Origin of the sequence: Chitinilyticum litopenaei DSM 21440 (assembly GCF_000428145.1) — a bacterium.
GTDB lineage: Bacteria > Pseudomonadota > Gammaproteobacteria > Burkholderiales > Chitinibacteraceae > Chitinilyticum > Chitinilyticum litopenaei.
The window spans coordinates 15,261-31,255 of sequence record NZ_ATZJ01000048.1; the positions used below are offsets into that span (position 1 = coordinate 15,261).

14 protein-coding genes, 1 tRNA gene and 1 pseudogene are annotated in these 15,995 nt (G+C 62.1%); 6 read left to right on the forward strand and 10 right to left on the reverse strand.

The window, feature by feature from the left end; translation table 11 throughout:
- The first annotated feature begins 139 nt into the window (after positions 1-139).
- The gene (gene sucD / locus C515_RS0114470; protein WP_028456111.1) at positions 140-1,024 is read left to right on the forward strand and encodes a succinate--CoA ligase subunit alpha; all 885 of its coding nucleotides are present in this window, start codon (positions 140-142) and stop codon (positions 1,022-1,024) included.
- A 157-nt stretch (positions 1,025-1,181) separates the two neighbouring features.
- On the opposite strand, the gene C515_RS0114475 is transcribed toward sucD, so the two are convergent.
- Positions 1,182-1,493 (reverse strand): DUF2917 domain-containing protein, encoded by a 312-nt coding sequence (locus C515_RS0114475; protein WP_158380838.1) that lies wholly within the window; start codon positions 1,491-1,493, stop codon positions 1,182-1,184.
- A 258-nt stretch (positions 1,494-1,751) separates the two neighbouring features.
- Between C515_RS0114475 and C515_RS0114480 the strand changes: the two genes are divergently transcribed.
- Positions 1,752-3,272: a fumarate hydratase gene (locus C515_RS0114480; protein WP_028456113.1), complete on the forward strand. Its 1,521-nt coding sequence runs from the start codon at positions 1,752-1,754 to the stop codon at positions 3,270-3,272.
- Positions 3,273-3,418: 146 nt separating this feature from the next.
- Here the strand turns inward: C515_RS0114480 and C515_RS23165 are convergent, their stop codons facing one another.
- The 3 genes from C515_RS23165 to C515_RS0114495 all read right to left on the reverse strand — a co-directional run bounded on the left by C515_RS23165 (position 3,419) and on the right by C515_RS0114495 (position 6,205).
- The gene (locus tag C515_RS23165; RefSeq protein ID WP_081686975.1) at positions 3,419-4,219 is read right to left on the reverse strand and encodes a TIR domain-containing protein; all 801 of its coding nucleotides are present in this window, start codon (positions 4,217-4,219) and stop codon (positions 3,419-3,421) included.
- 522 nt (positions 4,220-4,741) lie between these two features.
- Positions 4,742-5,134: a VOC family protein gene (locus tag C515_RS0114490; protein ID WP_028456115.1), complete on the reverse strand. Its 393-nt coding sequence runs from the start codon at positions 5,132-5,134 to the stop codon at positions 4,742-4,744.
- A gap of 96 nt (positions 5,135-5,230) precedes the next feature.
- The gene (locus C515_RS0114495; protein WP_028456116.1) at positions 5,231-6,205 is read right to left on the reverse strand and encodes a gluconeogenesis factor YvcK family protein; all 975 of its coding nucleotides are present in this window, start codon (positions 6,203-6,205) and stop codon (positions 5,231-5,233) included.
- 197 nt (positions 6,206-6,402) lie between these two features.
- Here C515_RS0114495 and C515_RS0114500 point away from each other — a divergent pair.
- Positions 6,403-6,493: transfer RNA gene (locus tag C515_RS0114500), tRNA-Ser, on the forward strand.
- A 263-nt stretch (positions 6,494-6,756) separates the two neighbouring features.
- Here C515_RS0114500 and C515_RS0114505 read toward each other — a convergent pair.
- The 5 genes from C515_RS0114505 to C515_RS0114525 form a co-directional block, all read right to left on the reverse strand.
- Positions 6,757-8,664 (reverse strand): MFS transporter, encoded by a 1,908-nt coding sequence (locus tag C515_RS0114505; RefSeq protein ID WP_245575041.1) that lies wholly within the window; start codon positions 8,662-8,664, stop codon positions 6,757-6,759.
- A gap of 134 nt (positions 8,665-8,798) precedes the next feature.
- Positions 8,799-9,893, reverse strand: a complete 1,095-nt coding sequence (locus C515_RS0114510) for an anhydro-N-acetylmuramic acid kinase (RefSeq protein WP_028456118.1) — start codon at positions 9,891-9,893, stop codon at positions 8,799-8,801.
- 88 nt (positions 9,894-9,981) lie between these two features.
- Positions 9,982-11,325: a M23 family metallopeptidase gene (locus tag C515_RS0114515; protein ID WP_028456119.1), complete on the reverse strand. Its 1,344-nt coding sequence runs from the start codon at positions 11,323-11,325 to the stop codon at positions 9,982-9,984.
- Between the two features lie 196 nt (positions 11,326-11,521).
- Entirely contained in the window at positions 11,522-12,103 is a 582-nt protein-coding gene (gene cobU, locus C515_RS0114520) for a bifunctional adenosylcobinamide kinase/adenosylcobinamide-phosphate guanylyltransferase (RefSeq protein WP_028456120.1), read from the reverse strand.
- A 147-nt stretch (positions 12,104-12,250) separates the two neighbouring features.
- Positions 12,251-12,625 (reverse strand): YidB family protein, encoded by a 375-nt coding sequence (locus C515_RS0114525; RefSeq protein WP_028456121.1) that lies wholly within the window; start codon positions 12,623-12,625, stop codon positions 12,251-12,253.
- A gap of 169 nt (positions 12,626-12,794) precedes the next feature.
- On the opposite strand from C515_RS0114525, the gene C515_RS0114530 reads away from it, so the two are divergent.
- Genes C515_RS0114530 through aspS form a run of 3 tightly spaced genes read left to right on the forward strand, consistent with a single transcriptional unit; the run spans position 12,795 to position 15,605 of the window.
- Positions 12,795-13,046 carry an FmdB family zinc ribbon protein gene (locus tag C515_RS0114530; RefSeq protein WP_028456122.1) on the forward strand — a complete coding sequence of 84 codons (252 nt, stop codon included), beginning with the start codon at positions 12,795-12,797 and terminating at the stop codon, positions 13,044-13,046.
- Positions 13,047-13,071: 25 nt separating this feature from the next.
- Positions 13,072-13,785 (forward strand): DUF502 domain-containing protein, encoded by a 714-nt coding sequence (locus tag C515_RS21265; RefSeq protein WP_051304980.1) that lies wholly within the window; start codon positions 13,072-13,074, stop codon positions 13,783-13,785.
- 20 nt (positions 13,786-13,805) lie between these two features.
- Positions 13,806-15,605 carry an aspartate--tRNA ligase gene (gene aspS / locus C515_RS0114540; protein WP_028456123.1) on the forward strand — a complete coding sequence of 600 codons (1,800 nt, stop codon included), beginning with the start codon at positions 13,806-13,808 and terminating at the stop codon, positions 15,603-15,605.
- A gap of 60 nt (positions 15,606-15,665) precedes the next feature.
- Here the strand turns inward: aspS and C515_RS0114545 are convergent.
- Positions 15,666-15,995, reverse strand: a pseudogene (locus C515_RS0114545) (IS4 family transposase); the annotation flags it as partial.

Genomic DNA, 15,995 nt, shown 5'->3' on the forward strand with positions numbered 1-15,995 from the left:
GGAGTGAGGCGTCAGGCGTGAGGTGTATACCGCGTCTGATGCTCCCTTCTTCGTTCTTATCGAGATGAGAAGGTTGTGATGGCTGGGTTGTGGGCTTACTCCTCACACCTTACCCCTCACACCTCACAAAGGACAAACCATGAGCGTTTTGGTTAACAAAGATACGAAAGTGCTGGTGCAAGGTTTCACCGGCAAGAACGGTACCTTCCACGCCGAGCAGGCGCTGAAGGTCGGCACCAAGGTAGTCGGTGGCGTGACTCCGGGCAAGGGCGGTTCCGAGCACCTCGGCCTGCCGGTGTTCAACACCATGAAGGACGCCGTGCGCCAGACCCAGGCTGACGCTTCCGTGATCTACGTACCGGCAGCGTTTGCCAAGGATTCCATCCTGGAAGCGATCGATTCCGGCGTGAAGCTGATCGTCTGCATTACCGAAGGCGTGCCGACGCTGGACATGCTGTACGTGAAGAAGGCCGTCGACGAAGCCGGCATCCGCCTGATCGGCCCGAACTGCCCCGGCATCATCACCCCGGGCGAGTGCAAGATCGGCATCATGCCGTGGCACATCCACAACCCGGGCCGCATCGGCATCGTGTCCCGTTCCGGCACGCTGACCTACGAAGCCGTGGCGCAAACCACCGCGCTGGGTCTGGGTCAGTCCACTTGCATCGGTATCGGCGGCGACCCGATCCCGGGCACCAGCCACATCGACGCGCTGAAGCTGTTCCAGGACGATCCGGACACCGACGCCATCGTCATGATCGGTGAAATCGGTGGCTCGGCCGAAGAAGAAGCGGCCGAATTCGCCAAGTCCTACGTGACCAAGCCGGTTGTTGGCTACATCGCCGGTGTTACCGCGCCGAAGGGCAAGCGCATGGGCCACGCCGGTGCGATCATCTCCGGTGGCAAGGGCACGGCCGAAGAGAAGTTCAAGGCCTTCGAGAAGGCTGGCATCGCCTACACCCGCAGCCCGGCCGAAATCGGCAAGACCATGTTTGAACTCTTGCAGAGCAAGGGCATGATCTGAGCGGTTTCATCCGCCAGGCTGTAAACACCAACGCCACCGCATAGGTGGCGTTGGTGTTTGTGGGGTATACGGCGGCAGCCAATGTTGTAAAAGGGCTGTAGCTGGATACATAACCTGCTTTCGGAGTTCGCTTGCTGGCGTAGCGATTGGCCGGCCATCAATGGGCAGGGCGACGCAAGGGCGTCAGCGTGTGCCTGAGCTGGCGCCAGCTTTCGTGCAGGATGCTGATGGTGTGGCGCAGCAGCTCGAATTGTTCGGCGTAGCGGGTATGGAGCGTGTAATGGCTGTCGGTCAGTGATTCGATCACCACACGCTGGTCGCTGGCCACCAGCCAGCTTTCGCCCTGTTCCAGCACGATGTCTTCGCCATCGGCGGTCAGCCACAGCCGGCCTTCATTGCATTCGATGCGGCAGCCGCGCACCTGTTCAAGCGTCAGCAGATGATCCTGCAGCAGATGATTTCCGGACATGATGGCCTCCAGCAAGACGGGTGACTCGATGGCAACCATCTTAGGCCTGGGCGCCAAGAGCGATAAGGCACAGACCATAACAGTTTGCAGGATCTCACCGTAACAGCGCCCTGTGCTGTTACGGTGACTTTGTGTGAACTGTAATGCCAAAACCGCGCCAGCCGCGAGCCGGGCAGGGGGCTCGTGTTAGAATCGCGCGAGAACTCGCCCCGCGAGCGAGCCCGCACTACCGGCAGATTGCCGACACGAGGAGTCCACATGGCCAGCATCAAGCAGGAAGACCTGATTGCCAGCATCGCCGATGCGCTGCAGTACATCAGCTACTACCACCCGAAAGACTATATCCAGGCACTGGGTCGTGCCTACGAAGCCGAGGAAAGCCCGGCCGCCAAGGATGCCATTGCGCAAATCCTGACCAACAGCCGCATGTGCGCCGAAGGCCACCGCCCGATCTGCCAGGACACCGGCATCGTCGACTGTTTTGTGCGCGTCGGCATGAATGTGCAGTGGACCGACGCGACCATGAGCGTGACGGACATGATCAACGAAGGCGTGCGCCGCGCCTACCTGCACCCGGACAACAAGCTGCGCGCTTCTGTGCTGCTTGACCCGGCTGGTCTGCGCAAGAATACGAAAGACAACACCCCGGCGGTGATCAACTACGAAATCGTCGCCGGTGACACCGTGGAAATCGACATTGCCGCCAAGGGGGGCGGTTCGGAGAACAAATCCAAGTTCGTGATGCTCAACCCGTCCGATTCCATCGTGGACTGGGTGCTGAAGACCGTGCCGTTGATGGGCGCCGGCTGGTGCCCGCCGGGCATGCTCGGCATCGGCATCGGCGGTACGGCCGAAAAAGCCATGGTGATGGCGAAAGAAGCGCTGATGGACGAGATCGACATTCACGAGCTGATCGCCCGTGGCCCGCAAAACCGCGTCGAAGAACTGCGCATCGAGCTGTATGAAAAGGTCAACGCACTGGGCATCGGCGCGCAGGGCCTCGGTGGCCTCGCCACCGTGCTCGACGTGAAGATCAAGGATTTCCCCACGCACGCCGCCAGCCTGCCGGTGGCGATGATTCCGAACTGTGCCGCCACCCGCCACGTGCATTTCGTGCTCGATGGTTCCGGCCCGGCGCAACTGGAAGTGCCGAAGCTGGAAGACTGGCCGGACGTGCACTGGCATGCCAGCGAACAATCGCTGCGCGTCAACCTGAATACCGTCACCCGCGCAGACGTGGCCAGCTGGAAACCGGGCCAGACACTGCTTTTGAACGGCAAGATGCTCACCGGCCGCGACGCCGCGCACAAGCGCATTGTCGACATGCTCAACAAGGGCGAAAAGCTGCCCGTGGACTTCACCAACCGCTTTATCTACTACGTAGGCCCGGTCGATCCGGTGCGCGACGAAGTCGTCGGGCCGGCTGGCCCGACTACGGCCACGCGCATGGACAAGTTCACCGACCAGGTGCTGGAGCAGACCGGCCTCCTGGGCATGATCGGCAAGGCCGAGCGCGGCGCAGCGGCCTGTGAGTCGATCAAAAAGCACCAGTCCGTCTACCTGATGGCGGTGGGTGGCGCGGCTTACCTCGTCTCCAAGGCGATCAAGGCCAGCAAGGTTGTCGGTTTTGACGACCTCGGCATGGAAGCCATTTACGAGTTCGATGTGGTCGACATGCCGGTGACGGTGGCTGTCGACAGCAACGGCACTTCGGTGCACGCCATTGCGCCGAAGGAATGGCAGGCGAAGATCGGCAAGATTCCGGTGACGACGCTGTAATTGCCTGTGAGATGTAAACCCAAAGCCCCGGTGATGCCGGGGCTTTGGGTGTGAGACTCGGGCTCTGGTCAGGATGCCGTGACATCCGGCGACCTTGGGCCGTAGTTTGGCTTCTTGCTGTTATAGCCTCTGTAAAACGAGTACAGCTAAAACCAATTCTTGATTTCATATCCGCAGGCCTTGAGTTCTTGGGCAACTGCGGACTTCCACGCACCTTGCTCATCAAGGCCGACATAGACAATACCGCTAATGTCATTGGGTGTTTCTATGTCTCCTTTGACAAGCGGGCAGACGTTCTCTCTGCCGAGCTTGGCCATCAAGTACCCATGCTCAAAGACAACATTTTGTCTTGCGCGATGTTTGGGATGGAGTTTGGTTTCATGCGTACCGCGTCCATGATCGCAGGGTGTGTAAAGCACAAGAGCAAAATCGGCATCGTTGGAGTAACGCTCGATCTTTTCAATAATGGTCATTCCTGCGCTGGCTTGCTCATGCAGGATGATAGATTGAAGACCAATTCTTTCGATGAATCGTGCAACCTCCTGTTTTGCCTCGTTATCACGCCCGTGCACAATGAAGACCTTGCGCTTGTTTCTAGCGACAAAGGACTTTATTTCTGCTGCAGCCGGTTGTTCTGTTGAGCTTTCAATAGGGGAGGCCCCAAACTCCAGCAAGTCAAGCAAGGGGGTGAACTCTTGCGACAGGTAAGTTCGACGCTCAGCATAAGTACCGAACTTGCCCTTGATAAAGCCCCAGAATGATCCGAGATTTCGATTTGATCGGACGAATGATGGAATTAGCGGGGCAAGCTGTGAGTCTGATAAAAATTCATGACGAAGTGCTTCGTATTCTGAGGAGTCAGCAGGGGCCCCTGTCGCATGTGCAACAAGCAGATTCACCAAATAGTTCGCTTTATCGAACTTTGTGTAGAGGAAGTCGAGACTCATGGAGTGTGTCCGAATTTTCGTAAACGACATATTTCCTACGGCTGAGGGAGCCCGTTTTCTAGCTGGATGGTAAAGCGCATCGATGTCGCTTTCCAGTCCCGGATCGGGACCGGCAATTTTCGCTGATTTTTCGCAGTACTAGGAAGAACGGTATCTAGGTGATTCTGCTCTAGGTATTGCCATGCAACCCCTGGTTTTATTTGGCTTCGGCGGTATACCTAGCACGTAGGTTGGGTTGAGCGTAGCGAAGCCCAACACGGTTTGCCGTACAGATTCATTCGCAAAAATTCCAGTTACATCGCCGTCAGCCTCCTGATCTGCAGGCAATACTCCCGCACGGGCATGGCTATGAATTGATGGATGCTGCTGGTGAAAAATTCTTCTGGTTTGTTGGGCACTGTTGGGCTTCGCTACGCTCAACCCAAGCTACGCGAAGCTCTGGGTATTGCCATGCAGCCCTTGGCTTGATTGGGCTGTTGCAGCATACCCGATGGGGCGAGGCGTTGACGCAATGCGGCCAAGCTACGGCGCCACACCCTCATGAAACACCGCCTCGATATTGTAGCCATCGGGGTCGAGCACAAAAGCGGCGTAGTAGTGCGGGTGGTAGTGCGGACGCAGGCCGGGGCCGCCGTTATCCGAACCACCTGCTGCCAAAGCTGCAGCGTGGAAGGCTGCCACTTCCGCTTCGCTGCGGGCGCGAAAGGCGAGGTGGGTGCGCGGGGTGGCGGGGTCGCCCTGGCTGATCCAGAAATCGCCGCCGGGGTCATCGCCGCTGGCGGCATGGTCGTCGCCAAAGCCGATGGCTTGCGGGAATTCGAGGCGGATGGTGTAGCCGAGCGCGGCCAGCGTCTGCAGGTAGAAGGCCTTGCTGCGGGCCAGGTCGCTGACGGTGAAGCCGGTGTGGTCGATCATGACGTGGCCTGTGGCTGTTGGCAGGGAAAATGTTATTGAACTTGCCGGGTATTGCCATGCAGCCAAATCAGATATTGGTCTGTAGCCTTATACCTACTAGTGCTGATGCCTCAGCGCAATGCTGTACACGCTGGCAGCGGTCTTGATCGAATCGTGGCGCACACCTTCCTCGCGCAGGTCGGCGATGCGCGAGCGGATGATGTCCACGCCCATGGCTTCCAGCGTGGCGTAGTCGTTCACCACCGGGTCGGCGTCTTCGGCGTGGTAGCGCGCCAGGTAGTCGTCCGGAATCGCTTCGTCGTTGACGATGATCTTGTCGATCTTGCGGATGCCGTGATCCAGGATGGCCTGCAGATGCTGGCCGGCGCTCATGCCGTCGGTTTCGCCGTGCTCGGTCATGATGTTGCAGATGTAGACTTTGTCCGCGCGCGTGTTGGCATTGATGGCCGCGGCGATTTCCTTGACGAGCACATTGGGAATCACGCTGGTATACAGGCTGCCCGGCCCGAGCACGATCACGTCGGCATCAAAGATGGCGTCGATGGCCTGCGGCTCGGCGGCGAAGGGCTGGTCGTAAAACACGCGGCGGATTTTCGAGCCGTGGCTGGCTAGTTGCGATTCATGGCTGACCAGCCGGCCGTCTTCCAGTTCGGCATGCAGCACCGTGGCATGCGGACACACTGGCAACACACGGCCTTTGATCTGCAGTACGCGCCCCATGTGTTCGACCGCCTTGACGAAATCGCCATGCGTCAGCGCAAACAGCGCGGTGAGCAGCAGATTGCCCATCGAGTGGCCATCCAGCGCGTGGTCGCCATGTTCGGACTGGAAACGGAATTGCAAGAGGTCGCGGTAAATGCCCTCGGCCTCGGACAAGGCGATCAGCACGTTGCGGATGTCGCCCGGAGGCGGCACCTGCCAGTCGCGCTGCAGGCGGCCGGATGAGCCGCCATCATCGGCGACCGTCACGATGGCCGTCAGTTCGACGGGAAAGTGCTTGAGCCCGCGCAACAGTGCGGACAAACCGGTGCCGCCGCCGATGGCGACAACCTTGGGATAGCCTGTATTCATGGAGATGCCTGCTGCGCCTGCGATTGCTTGCCTGCGGGCAATTCTACGCCCGTGCTCGCAGATGACCTTTTTTTTTTCCGCGCGGCGTTGCATCACTGCCGCGCCTTCACCGCTTCTGCAGAGATGGCGCTGTTCATGCATCCAGAAAAAAAGCTTGCCGCAAGACGGGCTCTCGGCTAATATGCCGCCTCCTTTGCGGAGAGATGGATGAGTGGTTTAAGTCGCACGCCTGGAAAGCGTGTATAGGTTAATAGCCTATCGGGGGTTCGAATCCCCCTCTCTCCGCCAGACATGCAAGCCGAAGCCCCGCCAGCCGGGGCTTCGGCTTTTTTGCGTGGGCGGCCGCCGGCAGTCCGATTGGCGCGCCAAGGCGTAAGCGCGGCCGCGGCTATGGGCAGGGTGAATGCCGCCATTGACATCAGACAGGGTATTGCCCTGCAGCCTTTGAGGCGCATAGGCTACAAGGCAATACATGGCTATTCCGTGAATGCCGCCCTTTGTATGCGGCGCAATGAGCGGGCCAGCCGTACTGGGGCGGGGCAGGCGCTGATTCAGCGTGCTGCCGATTGCAGCAGGGCGGCCACTTCCGCGTGCAGGGCCGTGCGGCTGGTGGCAGCACCAGGTTCGCGGGCGGCGCCGGCCAGCAGGGCGATGCGGGCGCGAAAGCGCCGTGGCCATTTCTGCATGGCGCTGCCATCCTTGCGGCTGAAAAAGCTGCCCCACAGCCCCTGCAGCGCCAGCGGCACCACCGGTACGGGCGTATCGCGCAGGATGCGGTCGGTGCCCGGCTGAAAGCGCGCCAGCTTGCCGCTGCGGGTGATGTGGCCTTCCGGGAACAGGCAAACGAGGTCGCCTGCGCGCAGGGCGGCGGCGATTTGCTGGAAGGCTTCTTCCTTGAGTCCGGCATCTTCGCGTTCCTGAGCGATCGGAATGGCGCCGCTCAGCCGGAAAATGAAGTGCAGCACGGGCAGGCGATAGATGCGGTGATCCATCACGAAGCGCACCGGGCGGCGGATCGAGCCGGCGATCACCAGGGCGTCCATATAGCTGACATGGTTGCAGACCAGCAGCGCCGCGCCCTGCTCGGGAATGTGGTGCAAATCCTGCTCGCGCACGCGGTAGAGCGTGTTGACCAGCATCCACACCAGAAAGCGCAGGATGAACTCCGGAATCAGCGTGTAGATGTAGATGGCGACCAGGGCGTTGAGAATGGCAACCGTGAGCAGAAGTTCCGGCACGGACAGTCCCGCGCCCAGCAGCACGATGCTCATGCCGGCGGCCACCACCATGAACAGCGAATTGAGGATGTTGTTGGCGGCAATGGCCCGGGAGGTGAATTCCTTTTCGGTGCGCGTCTGCACCAGTGCATACAGCGGGACGATGAACAGGCCGCCGGACAGCCCCATCAGCAGCAGGTCGAGCATGACGCGCCAGTGTGCGGAGGCGCCGACGAAGCTGGCGACGGTCCAGACCGTCGTGCTGGCCGGCAGGCTGGTCAGCGCGAAATAGAGATCAAGGCCAAAGAGGCTGAGCCCCAGCGATCCCAGCGGCACCAGCCCCACCTCGACGCGCCGGCCGGAGAGTTTCTCGCACAGTGCCGAACCGCCGCCGACGCCGATGGAGAAAATGGTCATCAGCAGTGTGTAGACCCCGGGGTCGCCGTGCAGCACCGATTTGGCCAGGTCGGGCAGCTGGGTCAGGTAGACCGCGCCAAAGAACCAGAACCAGGAAATGCCGAGAATGCTGTTGAATACCGCCTTGTTGCGGCAGCTGTGGCGGATGATGTGCCAGGTTTCGCTGGCGATGTTCCAGTTCAGCCGCAAATCCGGTGCGGTCGGGGGCGCGGAAGGCATGCTGCGGCTGGCGAGCCAGCCCAGCAGCGCCACGCCCAGGCAGGCGGCGACAATGAGGATTTCGCCATGCTGGTGCTGGATCAGCAGCGTGCCGGAAATCTGTCCCAGCAGAATGGCGACAAAGGTGCCCATTTCGATCATGCCGTTGCCGCCGAGCAGTTCGTCATCGCGCAGGTATTGCGGCAGGATCGAGTATTTCAGCGGGCCGAACAGCGCCGAGTGCACGCCCATCAGGAACAGGCAGGCCATCAGCAGGCTGGCGATGTGATAGACAAAGCCGATGCCGGCCAGCGCCATGATGACGATTTCGAGAATCTTGATCGCGCGCGCCAGTACGGCCTTGTCGTATTTTTCGGCCAGCTGGCCGGCGAAGGTGGAAAACAGGAAAAACGGCAGGATGAAAATGCCGGCAGCGGCATTGACCAGCGTTTGCGCATCCATGCCGGCGGCGGCCAGGCCATGAAAGGTGATCAGCACCAGCAGCGCGTTCTTGAAGAGGTTGTCGTTGAAGGCGCCGAAGAATTGCGTCACGAACAGCGGCAGGAATCGGCGGGTCTTGAAAAGGTCGAACTGGTTGGGCTGGTGCATGGCGGCGGGCTGCGTCATTGGATCGGGCAAGATGGCGCTAGTCTAGCCCAATCGTTTGCCGGGCGTGTGCACGTGGTATCCCGGTACGGCAAAGCGTGCAGAATCTGACCGGCGCCGGCTCAGCGGCTGTGCCGCTGGCGCGGCACCGGAAGTCAGGCTGGCCAGATCGCGCCGAGCACGCGCGGACCCGTCGCGCCGGTCACCGCCGGCAGATTGCCGGGCAGGCCGGCAAGGCAGCGGTGCGCCAGCCAGGCGAAGGCGCAGGCCTCGACCCATTGCGGGGCAATGCCGGCTTCGGTGGTGCTGAAGACGGGAACGGGCGCCAGTTCGACGGTGAGTTGCTGCATCAGGTGCCGGTTGGCCGCACCGCCGCCGCAGACATACACGGCATCCGGCGTGCCTGCACGGCGCAGGTCGCTGGCGATGGTGCTGACGGTCAGTGTACTCAGCGTGGCGGCCACATCTGCGGCCGCGAGCGTCAGTCCCTGCAGTTTTTCGGCCAGCCAGCCTGCGTGGAAATGGTCACGGCCAGTGCTTTTCGGGGCGGGCAGGGCAAAGTAGGGATCCGCCAGCAAGCGGGCGAGCAGGGCCGGGCTTGCCGTGCCCGATGCGGCCCATTGCCCGTTCTCATCATAGGTATGCCCTTGTGACCCTTGAATCCAGAGGTCCATGAGTACATTACCCGGCCCTGTATCCCAGCCGGTGCTGCTGCCGTCTGCTGCCAGCCAGCTGACGTTGGCAAAGCCGCCGATGTTGACCACTGCGCGGGTCTGGCCGGGCTGGCCAAACATCGCCCGATGAAAGGCGGGAACGAGTGGCGCGCCCTGGCCGCCTGCTGCGACGTCGCGACTGCGAAAGTCGCCGATAACGGGGATGCCGGCAAGCTCGGCCAGCAGGGCATTGTTGGCCAGCTGCAGCGTATAGCCACATTCCGGACGATGGCGGATGGTCTGGCCATGGTTGCCGATGGCAGCAACTGCGCTGGCGGGCAGGCCGGCCAGCTTCAGCAGTGCCTGGCAGACCCGCGCATACGCTTCAGCCAGGGCATTGCCGGCGAGCATGGCGCGGTGCAACTCGTCTGCAGAAGCCGCCTGCAGTGCCAGCAACTCGGCACGCAGCTTGGCAGGCATGTCCATGCTGTGGCTGGCGAGCAGGCGCAGGGACTGGTCTTGCAGCTCGACCAGCACGCCATCAATGCCGTCCAGGCTGGTGCCGCTCATCAAACCGATCAGGTATTCGCCAGTCATGCTCGTTTGCCCGGAAAAAGCGCAATTCTAGCCCGGATCCTTGCCTTGCGGCTCCTTGCGTTGGCCGTGTGCCTGTGCTGGACAGAAGCTAATCCCTGGCCTGAGCGAGGCTGGCCAGGCGGCTGCTTGCCCCGCTGTCCTGCGCGAGCAGGCTGCCCAGTTGTGCGGCCCTGGCCTGCAGGGCCGCCAGCGCCAGGCCCTTCAGCGCCGGCTGCGCCGGCAGGCGTACCAGCCGGGGATCGATGGCCTCGTCATTGCGGCGCACCTCGTAGTGCAGGTGCGGGCCGGTCGAGCGGCCGGTGCTGCCGACAAAGGCGATGGTTTCACCCTGGCGTACGGTCTGCCCGGCCTTCAGGCCGGCAACAGTGCCTTGCAGGTGGGCGTAGAGCGTGCTGTAGGTCTTGTCATGACGGATTTCGACAAAATTGCCGTAGGCGGCATCGCTGCCCACCCGCAGCACGGTGCCATCGCCCGCGCTGTAAACGGGGCTGCCGGCCGGCGCGGCGAAATCCGTGCCACGGTGCATCTGCCAGACGCCCAGCAAGGGATGCAGGCGCATGGCGAAGTGCGAGCTGATCACGGCATCTTCGACGGGCTGGCTCAGCAATGCCGCCTGCATGGCGCGGCCCTTGCCGTCGTAGAAGCGCGCGCTGCCATCGGGCATTTCATGGCGGAAGGCTTCCAGGATCTTGCCCTGCAGCTGGAGGCGCACGGCGAGCAGGCGTGCATTACCCAGGGCCTCGCCATCCACCGTGGCGTGTTCCAGCAGCAGCTGCACACGGTCGCCATGGCCGGCAATCGGCGCCTTGGCAAACTGCGTGCGGATTATTTCATCCAGCTGACGCGATAGCTCTGCCGCAAGGCCTGCCTGAGCCAGGGCCTCGGGAATTTCGCCGGAAATATCCTTGTGAATCAGTTGCTGGCTGATCAGCGGTGTGGGGCGCTCAAGGCTTGCCTGCCACAGCTTTCCGTGTTTCTCCAGCACGATGCGCTGGCCCGTGCTGTGCAGATAGCTGATGCGCAGCGCCTCGCCATCGGCGGTTTTCAGGGCGCGCAACAGGCGACCCGGCCGCAGTTCCAGCAACTGGCCCGCGACCGCATCACCGCGCACCAGCTGGAAAAGCCGTGCATCGGCAATGCCCAGCCGGTGCAGCGCCACGCCCAGCGTATCGCCCTGGCGCAGCAGGGTGTCCTGCCAGAACGGCTGGCGCGCAATGGCGGTGCTGGTGGCAAGCGGTGCGGGCAGGGCGATGACCACCGAAGCGACCGGCGGGCGCTCGGCCGGAGCCAGCTCGGCTACGCCATACGCGCTGAGCGTGATGGCGCCAGGCAAGAGCAGGGCGGCGAGCAGCCAGCCCGGCAGCTGTTGCGGATTGAGAAGCGTACCGGCCGAAGGCAGGCGTCGGAAGGAGAGATTGCGGAACTTGGGCATTGCACCACGGGCATTTTCTGATGTCGCGCGCAGCTTAAGCAAAGATGGGGGAAAATGGAATTTCCCATGGCTAACAGGGACTTGCGCAACCTTACAGTTGTTGTGCGCCACCGCGTGAGTGGGCGGCGCCGCAGATTTGCCTAGGCTCTGTTGAGGTTTGATTGGTTTTTACGCAGCCCCGCCAACTTGCCGGGGCTCACTGCCAGCAGGCGCGGCCGGCGCGCTTGAGCGGCAAGGGCAGTCCGGCCTGGATCAGTGTCACATCCGGGCAGGCGCGGGCGAGAGCCTGGTGCACATGGCCGGCGCGGTCGCGAAAGGCGCGGGCCAGGGCATTGTCCGGCACGATGCCGGCGCCAACCTCATTGCTGACCAGCAGGAGGCGCCGCTGCTCGCCGTCAGGGAGGGCTGCGCCCTGCGCAATGCGGGCTACCTCCTGTTGCAGGGCTGCCAGTTCGACCTGCCAGCCTGCGTCATCGCCGCTGAGCAGCCAGTTGCTGGTCCAGAGCGTGAGGCAATCGACGACCACGCAACTTGCGCGCGTATCGGCGATGGCCGCGGCGAGCTGCAATGGGGCTTCAAGTGTCTGCCAGTGGGGCGGGCGTTCCTGGCGGTGGCGAATGATGCGTTCCTGCATTTCGTCATCAAAAGCCTGGGCGGTGGCGATCCAGCAGACGGACTTGCCGGATTCGCGGGCGATGCGCAGGGCGTGGCTGCTTTTGCCGCTGCGCGCGCCGCCTAGTATCAGTTCGGCGCCTTGGGGCGGGGGAAAGGGAAACATGCGTGCTCCACAGCAAGAAAATCGGTCAGGTCGAATGCTCGCATGGCCGCGCCTGTCCGGATAGCGCCGTGGACAAAAGCCGGCGGCCCACAGCGCCAGAAACGGCCACTGTTGCGGGCCGTTTCCCTTGCCGATCTTGCTGCGGGCTCAGCCGCCGCGCAGCATGTCCAGGCCGCGCTGCAGCAGTCCGCCGGCATCGGGCAGGGTGCCGTCGGGCGTCAGCGAGTCGACCAGCTGCGGCAGCAGTGCCGCAATCTGGCCAGCGGCCGCGCCCGGCTCGATGCCGAGCTTTTCGGCCAGCGGAGCAATGCTGTCGCTGCCAAGGACGGCCTCGATCTGTGCGGCGCTGATCGGCAGATTCTCGCCGGTGCCAACCCAGGACTGGGCGACCTCGGCCAGTCCGCCCTGCTGGAAGCGCTCCACCAGCCCGCCTACGCCGCCTTGCTGCTCCAGCAGCTCGCCGAGCATGCCACCCACATCATTGCCACCGGCCATGCCAGTGATCGCATCCAGCAATCCCATAGTGATCTCCTCGCGTTTAATGGATTGGCGCCTTGCGGCAGCCGTCATGCAGAGTAGCAGCTGTGCATTGCATTGCCATGGCAGCGATGCGACGGCGGGCCGGGCCCGGCTGTTGCCGAATCTTGAATCGGGTATAATCTGCAGTTTTTCGCATTTTCGGGATACCACCATGCCCATCTACGCCTACCGTTGTACAGCGTGCGGCCATGAAGGCGAGCACATGCAGAAAATGGCCGATGCGCCGCTGACCGTTTGTCCTTCCTGCCAGGGCAGCAGTTATGCCAAGCAGCTGACCGCTGCCGGTTTCCAGCTCAAGGGTTCGGGCTGGTATGCCACCGATTTCAAGGGCGGCGGTGCTGCCGCACCCGCCAAGAGCGATGCGGCGCCGTCCTGCCCCGGGGGCGCGTGTGCCTGCCACTGAGCCCGCCAAACCCGCGAGCGGCCACATGGGCAGCCTGCGCCGCTATCTGATCGCCGGCCTCCTGATCTGGGTGCCGCTGGCGATCACGCTGTGGGTGCTCAACCTGCTGATCGGTACGATGGACCAGATCGGCGCCCTGTTGCCGCGCGTGCTGCGGCCGGACTTCTGGCTTTTGCAGGGTATCGCCCCGGATGTGCCGTTCTTCGCGGGGCGTGACCATATACCCGGGTTTGGTGTCGTGCTCACCGTGCTGGTGGTGCTGATTACCGGCGTGCTGGCCACCAATCTGCTGGGGCGTCAGCTGCTGCGTTACTGGGATGGCTTGCTCAAGCGCATTCCCATCGTCAATTCCATCTATTCCAGCGTCAAGCAGGTGTCGGACACGCTGTTCTCCGATTCGGGCAATGCCTTTCGCGAGGCGGTGCTGGTGCAGTTCCCGCACCAGAACGCCTGGACGGTGGCCTTTCTCACCGGCGTTCCCGGTGGTGAAGTGGCTGCGCGGCTTGACGAAGCACTCGGTGGCGAGCTGGTGTCGGTGTATGTGCCGACCACGCCCAACCCGACCTCGGGCTATTTCATCATGGTGCGCCGTGATGACATCAGGCCGCTGGCCATGAGCGTCGATCAGGCGCTGAAATACGTCATCTCCATGGGGGTGGTGATGCCGGCCGCGCCGGCGCCGTCCCCGCAACTTCATTCCACCGCGTCACTCCTGCACGAGCAGGACAAACAAGCATAAAGACAAGGACTAGATAGCCAATGCGTACCAATTACTGCGGCCTGATCAACGAGCAATACCTTGGCCAGACCGTCACCCTGCAGGGCTGGGCCCACCGTCGTCGCGATCATGGCGGCGTGATCTTCATCGACCTGCGCGACCGCGAAGGCATCGTGCAGATCGTCGTCGACCCCGATACCCCGGACGCCTTCGCCACCGCCGACGCTTCGCGTTCCGAGTATGTGCTGGAGATCAAGGGCATCGTGCGCGCCCGTCCGGAAGGCACCACCAATGCCAAGATGATTTCCGGCCAGATCGAAGTGCTGGCCAAGGAAATCGTCATCCTGAACAAGGCCGAAACCCCGCCCTTCCAGATCGACGACGAGCACCTGAGCGAAAACGTGCGCCTGACGCATCGCGTGATCGACCTGCGTCGCCCGCAGATGCAGAAAAACCTGATGCTGCGCTACAAGGTCGCACTGCTGGTGCGCAACTACCTGGACAGCCGCGGCTTCATCGATATCGAAACCCCGATGCTGACCCGCTCGACCCCGGAAGGCGCGCGCGATTACCTGGTGCCGTCCCGCGTGCATGACGGCCAGTTCTTCGCGCTGCCGCAATCGCCGCAGCTCTTCAAGCAGTTGCTGATGGTCGCCGGCTTTGACCGTTACTACCAGATCACCAAGTGTTTCCGCGACGAAGACCTGCGCGCGGACCGTCAGCCCGAATTTACCCAGATCGATATTGAAACCTCGTTCCTGAACGAGGAAGAGATCATGGACATTACTGAGGACATGGCGCGCCATGTGTTCCGCGAAGCCATCGGCGTCGAGCTGGGCAAGTTCCCGCGCATGGCCTTTGACGACGCGATGTTCTACTACGGCTCCGACAAGCCGGATCTGCGCGTTGACCTGAAGTTCACCGAACTCACTGACGTGATGAAGACCGAGGAATTCAAGGTCTTCCGCGGCGCCGCCGATATGGAAGGCGGCCGCGTGGTGGGGCTGCGCATTCCGGGTGGTGCGGAATTCAGCCGCTCGGTCATCGACGAGTACACCAAGTTTGTCGGCATTTACGGTGCCAAGGGGCTGGCTTACATCAAGGTCAACGATGTCTCCAACATCACCAACGAGGAAGGCTCCGGTCTGGCTGCGCCGATCGTGAAGTTCCTGTCGGTGGATGCGCTGAAGACCATCATCGAGCGTACCGGCGCGCAGAATGGCGACATCATTTTCTTCGGTGCCGACAAGCGCAAGATCGTCGACGAGGCTATCGGTGCACTGCGCATCAAGATCGGTCACGAGCGCGGCGAAGCCGGCGGCTATTTCAAGCGCGAATGGAAGCCGCTGTGGGTGGTGGACTTCCCGATGTTCGAATACGACGAAGACGGCAAGCGCTGGAACGCCTGCCACCACCCGTTCACCAGCCCGAAGGTCGAGCACCTCGAGCTCTTGAAGACCAATCCGGGTGCCTGCAAGGCGCGCGCCTACGACATGGTGCTCAACGGCTGGGAAATGGGCGGCGGCTCGGTGCGTATCCACTCGGCCGAAGTACAGTCCACCGTGTTTGACGCCCTGGGTATCGGTGAAGAAGAAGCGCAGAACAAGTTCGGCTTCCTGCTGGATAACCTGAAGTTTGGCGCACCGCCGCACGGCGGCCTGGCCTTCGGTCTGGATCGTCTGGTGACGCTGATGACCGGCGCCGAGTCGATCCGCGACGTGATTGCCTTCCCGAAGACCCAGCGTGCGCAGTGTCTGCTGACCAATGCACCGAACGCGGTCGACGAGAAGCAATTGCGCGAGCTGCACATCAAGCTGCGCAATCCGCCGCAACTGGCGTGATCGCAGCCTGATCGTCATCAGCCAGCAAAAAGGGCCCGCGCTGCGGGCAATGCCGCTCAGTTAAGCCTGAGCGGCATTTTTCTTGACTGGGTAACGGGTTTTGCTCATCTTCACTGCGTGCGGATAGCGCCGCTCGCTGCGACGTGGCGGCAGAATGAAGCGCTTGATGTTGCTGCGCATCGCCTTCAACTTGCCCGGGATCGTGCCCGGTGAGCAACGATTCGAACTCCACAGCCACTCATCCACAATGTAACGCAGCGCCGTCAGGAAACTGATCCGGCATGGCGAAACTGCCGCCTCTTCCGCAATGCGCAGCATCTCCAGCCGGATCAGGTTGTACATCAGCAAGGTCGCCCACAACTCCTGCTTGATCCCCTCGGGCTGCAGGCT